The sequence below is a fragment of the Leucobacter chromiiresistens genome (genome assembly GCF_001477055.1).
GTDB lineage: Bacteria > Actinomycetota > Actinomycetes > Actinomycetales > Microbacteriaceae > Leucobacter > Leucobacter chromiiresistens_A.
Genome location: NZ_LDRK01000024.1, coordinates 43,702 through 50,250 on the forward strand (window position 1 = coordinate 43,702; position 6,549 = coordinate 50,250).

At 68.3% G+C, this 6,549-nt stretch carries 9 protein-coding genes; 6 read left to right on the forward strand and 3 right to left on the reverse strand.

Annotated features, from left to right (window positions below; translation table 11 throughout):
* Window positions 1–155: 155 nt before the first annotated feature.
* From NS354_RS05335 to NS354_RS05355, 5 genes are all read left to right on the forward strand, one after another.
* Window positions 156–365 (forward strand): hypothetical protein, encoded by a 210-nt coding sequence (locus NS354_RS05335; protein ID WP_058593554.1) that lies wholly within the window; start codon window positions 156–158, stop codon window positions 363–365.
* Window positions 362–985, forward strand: a complete 624-nt coding sequence (locus NS354_RS05340) for a hypothetical protein (protein ID WP_058593555.1) — start codon at window positions 362–364, stop codon at window positions 983–985. Before NS354_RS05335 ends, NS354_RS05340 begins: the two co-directional genes overlap by 4 nt.
* A gap of 309 nt (window positions 986–1,294) precedes the next feature.
* Window positions 1,295–1,858, forward strand: a complete 564-nt coding sequence (locus tag NS354_RS05345) for a copper resistance CopC family protein (RefSeq protein ID WP_058593556.1) — start codon at window positions 1,295–1,297, stop codon at window positions 1,856–1,858.
* A gap of 46 nt (window positions 1,859–1,904) precedes the next feature.
* Window positions 1,905–2,462 carry a copper chaperone PCu(A)C gene (locus NS354_RS05350; RefSeq protein ID WP_058593557.1) on the forward strand — a complete coding sequence of 186 codons (558 nt, stop codon included), beginning with the start codon at window positions 1,905–1,907 and terminating at the stop codon, window positions 2,460–2,462.
* Window positions 2,459–3,706, forward strand: coding sequence for a Dyp-type peroxidase (locus tag NS354_RS05355; RefSeq protein WP_058593558.1), 1,248 nt, complete (start codon window positions 2,459–2,461; stop codon window positions 3,704–3,706). The genes NS354_RS05350 and NS354_RS05355 overlap by 4 nt, the downstream gene beginning before the upstream one ends.
* A gap of 95 nt (window positions 3,707–3,801) precedes the next feature.
* Here the strand turns inward: NS354_RS05355 and NS354_RS05360 are convergent, their stop codons facing one another.
* The 3 genes from NS354_RS05360 to NS354_RS05365 form a co-directional block, all read right to left on the reverse strand.
* Window positions 3,802–4,227 (reverse strand): META domain-containing protein, encoded by a 426-nt coding sequence (locus NS354_RS05360; RefSeq protein ID WP_082677912.1) that lies wholly within the window; start codon window positions 4,225–4,227, stop codon window positions 3,802–3,804.
* A gap of 93 nt (window positions 4,228–4,320) precedes the next feature.
* On the reverse strand, window positions 4,321–4,521 hold the full coding sequence (locus NS354_RS13930; RefSeq protein ID WP_082677913.1) for a putative Ig domain-containing protein: 201 nt from the start codon (window positions 4,519–4,521) through the stop codon (window positions 4,321–4,323).
* A 99-nt stretch (window positions 4,522–4,620) separates the two neighbouring features.
* On the reverse strand, window positions 4,621–5,556 hold the full coding sequence (locus NS354_RS05365) for an NAD-dependent epimerase/dehydratase family protein (protein WP_058593560.1): 936 nt from the start codon (window positions 5,554–5,556) through the stop codon (window positions 4,621–4,623).
* A 410-nt stretch (window positions 5,557–5,966) separates the two neighbouring features.
* Between NS354_RS05365 and NS354_RS05370 the strand changes: the two genes are divergently transcribed.
* Complete coding sequence (locus tag NS354_RS05370; RefSeq protein WP_058593561.1) at window positions 5,967–6,524, forward strand: TetR/AcrR family transcriptional regulator; 558 nt, start codon at window positions 5,967–5,969, stop codon at window positions 6,522–6,524.
* The last annotated feature ends 25 nt before the right edge of the window (window positions 6,525–6,549 follow it).

Genomic DNA, 6,549 nt, shown 5'->3' on the forward strand with positions numbered 1-6,549 from the left:
TCGCCGAACGCGCGAGAAGTCGAGCTCCGTGAGATCACGGGGCGGCAGCGATCATGGTGCCGGACGCGTGCGGCTTGACGAGGTTCACCCGCGATCTGCTCGCATCTCGAGATCTCCCGGTGAGAACCTATCCGGGAGAAGCGTTGAGTTACCGTGTGCTCGAAGAATGGTCGATGCTGGGTCTCGGTGCAGCGCTGCTCCCGATCTCGCGTGTGACGGAGCCGATGCATCGGCCCGTCATCGATGAGGGAATCGAGGTCGAGATCTTCTCCGAGGCGGTATGGGATCCCGCATCCGGACTCGCGAGGGAGCTGAGCGCTCTGATTGCTCTCATGACGGAATCGAGTGCCAGAATGATGGCATGACCTCCTCGCGCGCCGGCATTGCGGTGCGCGGTGTCGCCGCAGCGGCGCTGGCGACGTTCGTCGCGCTGCTCTCCCATGTGGCAGGGGGAGGCGATCCTCCCGGAATCATCGGCCTCGCGGCTCCGCTCATTCTGTCCGCCTTCGTGTGCGTGGGGCTCGCGGGGCGCAAGCCGTCTCTGCTGCGACTCGCGATCGGGGTCGCGATCAGCCAGTTCCTGTTCCACGCCCTCTTCGTTCTGGGCGCCCCGCATTCCCCGAGCTCCGCTGCGCTCGCGCAACCACACCATGCGCACGCACTGGCGCCCGGCTGGGACCTCTCGGGCGCGCAGAGCGTGCATCTCGCCCAGGCGAGCTCCGACATGTGGGTCGCCCACGCGCTCGCCTGCGCGCTGACGGTGGTCGCTCTGCACCGTGCTGAGACCGTGCTGGCCTCGCTGGCGAATCTCGCGCAGTTGCTCCTCGCCCGAATCATCCCCGCAGCTCCGATCGCGGCCCTCTGCACGCCACCCGCGACGGGCGACACCGTTCCCCCTCGTGTCGACGTGCCGACGCTGCCCATCGGTGTCTACGCCTCCGTCACCGCGCATCGGGGGCCGCCCGCCCTCGGACCGTTCTCGTAACGTCTCCCGTCTCCGCGGAGCGCTCGCGCCCGAGTGAGCGCTCGGTCGCGCGCATTCCGCCATCGGAGGAGGGAGCGCCGCGCCTGTCTGCATCCCCGTTGCTCGGAACCCCCGATGCGCGCGGGGGAGACGTGCGCGCTCTCGCACCAGCGCCCGCGCACGGAGCACTCTGCGCCGAGCGAGCAACGCTGATGCCTTCGATGATCCGGATTCTCCTGAGAGGCCAACATCATGGGGCGACCTCTGCCCACCCCTGCATCCGCATACCCACTTCGTCTCACCGCAGTCCTGATCGGGGCGAGCGCTCTCGTGCTGGGACCGGCACACCCTGCATTCGCGCACGATCAGCTGCTCTCGAGCGAGCCGGCGGCGTCTGCCGAGCTCTCCGCGTCACCGTCGGAGGTCTCGCTCGAGTTCTCCGACACGGTGCTGGCGGTCGGGGCCGTCATCCTGCTCGTCGACGAGAGCAATACCGAGTGGATCTCCGCCGAGCCCACGCTCGACGGGCCGACCGTGACCGCGCCGACCGATGCCGAACTCCCGGACGGCTCGTACGAGGTGCGCTGGCGAGTCGTGTCATCGGACGGACACCCGATCAGCGGGATCATTCCATTCGCCGTCGGCGATGCCGCCCCTGTCGGGGAGGCGTCAGCGGCAGGTGATGCACCCGTGTCGGCGCAAGATCCAGAAGAGGCTGCCGAGACCGGCGCAATCGCTGCCGCGCGCGGTGCAGCGGACGATGCGGCTGGTGGCTCCGATCTCTGGAGAACGGTCGCGATCGGCGCTGCCGGAGCTTCGGGTGCGCTGCTGCTCTTCATCGCCTGGTCCTTCAGAAAGCGCAACCCGAAACAAGCGCCGAACTCATCGAGGTGAACCGATGCGAAACACCACACATTGTGAATTCTTGAAAGGCAACACCATGAACGTACGTACCACCGCAATTCCCTCCCTTGCCCTGACCGCTATCGCGGCGCTCGCGCTCGCAGGATGCAGCACGCCCGCATCCGGCCCGGAGGCCACCGCTGCACCCGCCGGCGACTCCGTCGAGATGGAGAACGGCTGGGTGAAGGCGGCAGAGAGCGGCATGTCAGCAGCGTTCGGCGAGCTCGAGAACTCGGGCTCGAACGAGATCACCGTCGTCTCCGTCGAGACAGAGGCGTCGAGTGCACTCGAACTGCATGAAACCGTCGAGAACGAAGCCGGTGAGATGATGATGCGCGAGAAGACCGGAGGGTTCACGATTCCCGCGGGCGACAGCCTCGTGCTCGAGCCGGGCGGCAACCACATCATGCTCATGGACCTCACGAACCCGATCGCAGCGGGCGACGAGATCACGTTCACGCTGACCTTCTCCGACGACTCGACCTACGAGTTCACCGTACCGGCCAAGGACTACGCCGGAGCGAACGAGAACTACGCAGACGGCGACGACATGCACATGAGCGAAGACATGGATATGGGCGGCCACTCAGAATGACATCCGAGCAGACCCACCCATCGGGACGGTCTGGCGTCAGCCGGCGAGGGCTCCTCTTCGGGGGAGCCGTCGCCGGTCTCGGCGCGGCCGCCGCAGTCGGCGCAGACGTGCTCCTGAATCGTCTGCAACCCGGCACCGCGACCGAGCGGGGCGGCGAAGCGATGCCCGCGCTCCACGGATCCGACACCGTCCCCTTCTACGGCACCCACCAGGCGGGGATCGCGACGACGCCGCAGGCGCATGCCACCTTCATCGCGCTCGATCTGCGCGCCGAGATCGATCGGTCAGCACTGCGGCGCATGATGCGGGTGCTCACCGACGACGCCGCCAGGCTCACCCAGGGCGAGCCCGCGCTCGCGGATTCCGAGCCCGAACTCGGCACCGTGCCCGCGAGACTGACGGTGACGTTCGGTTTCGGGCCCGAATTCGTGATGCGTGCGGCCGGGCCGAGCGCCCTGCCCGACTGGCTGGGGCCACTGCCCGCGTTCTCGATCGACCGTCTCGACCCCGCTTGGAGCGACGGAGACCTGCTGTTCCAGATCGCATCCGACGACGCGTTCACCGTCGCCCACGCAACCCGAATGCTCCTCAAGGACGCGCGGAGCTTCGCCACCGTGCGATGGACGCAGCACGGGTTCCGCCGCGCACTGGGGTCGGAGAAGCCGGGCACGACGATGCGCAACCTCTTCGGGCAGGTCGACGGAACGACCAACCCCTCACCGGAGGACGAGGACTTCGCGCGTGTGGTCTGGGCGGCCGACGGCTGGTTGGCGGGCGGGACGAGCTTCGTGCTGCGCCGCACCCGCATGGACCTCGACAAGTGGGATCGACTCGATCGGAGCGGGCGTGAGCAGTCGGTCGGACGCACACTGGCGAACGGTGCCCCGCTGACCGGAGTGAACGAGCACGACGAACCCGATTTCGACGCCAAGACGAGCATCGGGTTCCCCGTGATTCCGGAGTTCTCGCACATTCGACGGGCCCGATCGGAGAACACCGACGAACGCATCTTCCGGCGGGCCTACAACTACGATCATCCGCCGTCCGGCGCCGAGATCTCCGACAGCGGGCTGCTCTTCGTGTCCTTCCAGGCCGATGCGCTGCAGCAGTTCGTTCCGATCCAGCGCCGCCTCGATGAACTCGACCTGCTCAATGAGTGGACGACACCCATCGGTTCCGCGGTGTTCGCGATACCGCCGGGGTGCGTCGCAGGCGGCTACATCGGCGACACCCTCCTCGTCTGACGCTCGGTCGGAGGGGAGAGCAGAGCACAGCCGTGCGATGAGAGCGCGGGGGAGCACCCGGTGCCCGACGGGGCGCTCTCCCGTGCGTCATCGGGTCACGATCGATGCAACGTTCCGATCTGGGTCTCCGCTTCGTCGAAGATGGTCAGCGTGTCGCCTGACAGGGTCGCCTCGTCGAGTCGCCCGAGCCACGGCTCGATCCCGATGCACTCCTTCTGCGTGATCGCGACGTCGTCGAACTCGATCCGCGTCTCGTCGGCTTCCCAGCGGCCCGTGAGGGTGTTGCATCCGTCGGAGCCCGAAAGCGCCCCGCCGCTCTCGAACGTGAGCTCTGCAGCGACGTCCCCGGCTTCCTCGGCCTTCCACGTGCCGACCACCTCTGATGCGATCGTCGTTTCGGCTGCGTCGTCCCGAGCATCCTCCGCCGCGTCCATCGACACGCAACCGGAGAGCGCGGTCGCGATCGCCCCGGCGATCACGAGCCCGATGGCGCTCCGACCGATCCTCCCGACTGTCCGCATGCTGCCCCCTAGCTCATGTGACACCTGGTCTCGCGATCAGCGTACGTGCAGCGTGGGGCCTCCGCAATGGTGCACGAGCGCCCGCTGACGGAATCAGGGGCTTTCGAGGTCTTCCGAGTCCGGTGCCGGGGGAGCGGCGCCGCTATCGACGACGCTCAGTTCGTACGCTCGGCTGTCCTGCCCGAAACCGACGGTCACCGTGAGTACGAAGGTGCCGGGCGCGCCAGGTGTACCCGACAACGTCGCGGTCGTAGCGTCGATTCGGAGACCGTCGGGGAGCGCCCCTGCAGTGATGCCTTCCTCACCCGCCTACATGGGGAGCGCACAGTGCGGGTCTCGCGCGCGCGGGAGGGCGGCGACTCGACGGGGACTCGCGAGCGCGGAGCGCTGCGCTCACGCCCCCGTGAGGCGCAGGCCCTCCAAGGCCGCGAGTTCGCCCGGTCCGATGAGCGCATCCATGGTGATTGCGCCGCGCAGGCCCCGATCGACGAGACGTTCTGCAGCGACCGCTGCGATCCGACCGGTTGCCCGCGACTGCCCTCGTCCCGAGGCGGAGAGTGTGCGACCTGAACCGCGGTGGGTGGCGGTCACGCTCCATGCGTCAGCACCGATGTGCGGTGCTCGGCTGAGTGCCGGAGCGAGCGCAGGCACGGCCCCCACGGCGCGGAGCGCCCACGTCGCCATTCGGCTGTCGAGAGCCAGCCAGCTGCGCACCGATGCGCCGGTCGACCGACCGACGAGGAGGTCGTCTGGAAAGTCGGCGCGCAAGAACCACCGATCGGCTCCCGAGGGGGAGGGGAGGCGCCGGACCGATCGGAGATTCATGACCGGCCAGCTTTCAGGGGCGCAGTGCACCGGGGTTCCGGCGAGACCCGTGGTCCAGCGCACGGCCGCCGCGCCGTGGGCCTCGCCTGCTCCCAGCATGACGCCGATGTCGACCTCGTCGCCCGGCGCGGGGCCGAGGGCGCGCGCGAGCACGGTGCTCACGCCGGGAGCGATCCCGGCTCCGAGCAGCACCGCGCCCCCTCGGGGGACGTGCATCGCGAGGTGCTCCAGGTGCGTGCTGCTGGCGGAGACGTCGACGAGCGGAGTGGTGCCGGCGGCTCGCTGCACCTCAGCGCGTTCGAGCCCGCTCAGATCGAGGACCACGTCCGCCCAGCGGGAGACCTCGGCGAGGCGGGAGAGTCCGGTCCGGGTCGCCGCATCGAGCACGATTCCCTGAGCGACGGCTCGTCTGCCGGCGACCAGCACTTCGTGGCCGCGTTCACGGAGCGCCTCAACTGCAGCGGTTCCGACCGCTCCGGTGCCGCCGAGCACGAGTGTCTTCATCGCGACTCCCCGCGACCCTCAGTGCTGCTGGGAGGAGTCGGCGGGTTCGCGGTGCACGTCCGGAGTGAGTCATCGTGCATGTTTCCAAGGCCGGGCGCCGGGCATGCGTCTGCGATCACCGTCGCCGGCGTGCCTCGCAACCGATGGATGATGCGGGCGAGCATCGGCACGGCCGCGAAAACGGCGACGGGCACCACGATGGTGATCACCAGTGCGGTGCGCACTGGGTCGGGCCATCCTGGGGTGAGTGGCTCGACTGCGGCCGAAGTGCCGAGTACGAGCGGAAGAATCGCCACCCAGGTGGCGAGTGCTTGCAATGGGCGGGGGAGTGGGCGCATCAAATCTCCAAACGTTCGGTTGGAGTTTAAATGTACCACTCTCCAACCGAAAGGTTGGAGTATGATCCTCCTGTGGCTTGGAACACGCAGGAGACCCGGCAGAAACTGCTCGCGGCGGCCTCGACGCACTTCTCGAGGTCGGGTTTCGCCGGCGGGCGGGTCGAGGCGATCGCTCGCGAGGCGGGCATCAACAAAGAGCGCATCTATCAGTACTTCGGGAACAAAGAAGGGCTGTTCGCGGCCGTGCTCGAAAGCGAAGTCGAGCGGCTGCTCGACGGGATCGACATCACAGGCGCAGGAGCCGACGCTCTCGGAACCCTCGCCGGAGATCTCTTCGATCGAGCAGCTCAGCATCCTCGCCTCGTGCGCCTCCTGCTCTGGGAGAGCCTGGAACTCGCCGAACCGGTATCGGCCTCCACTCGCGGGGCCGGCTGCGCCCGGATGGTCGCCGCACTGGAGCAGGCGGTGCCGCGCAGCGATGCCCGAGGGGGAGCGGATACACTCCTCAGCGTCATCGGGATCGCTTTCGCCGACACCTGCCTGCCGCATCTGAGCCGGCTCATCTCGGGCAGTGATTCCCCGGAAGATCGCCGGAGCGCAGTCGTGCAGCAGGCGCGGCGTCTTGCATGAGCAGCCGGCTGGGCCCGACCGCCGC

Excerpts from the sequence above, each read along its gene's own strand:
- NS354_RS05360 (WP_082677912.1), bottom strand. The coding sequence starts at position 4,227 with ATGCGGACAGTCGGGAGGATCGGTCGGAGCGCCATCGGGCTCGTGATC.
- NS354_RS05355 (WP_058593558.1), top strand. The coding sequence starts at position 2,459 with ATGACATCCGAGCAGACCCACCCATCGGGACGGTCTGGCGTCAGCCGG.
- NS354_RS05365 (WP_058593560.1), bottom strand. The coding sequence starts at position 5,556 with ATGAAGACACTCGTGCTCGGCGGCACCGGAGCGGTCGGAACCGCTGCA.
- NS354_RS05340 (WP_058593555.1), top strand. The coding sequence starts at position 362 with ATGACCTCCTCGCGCGCCGGCATTGCGGTGCGCGGTGTCGCCGCAGCG.
- NS354_RS05350 (WP_058593557.1), top strand. The coding sequence starts at position 1,905 with ATGAACGTACGTACCACCGCAATTCCCTCCCTTGCCCTGACCGCTATC.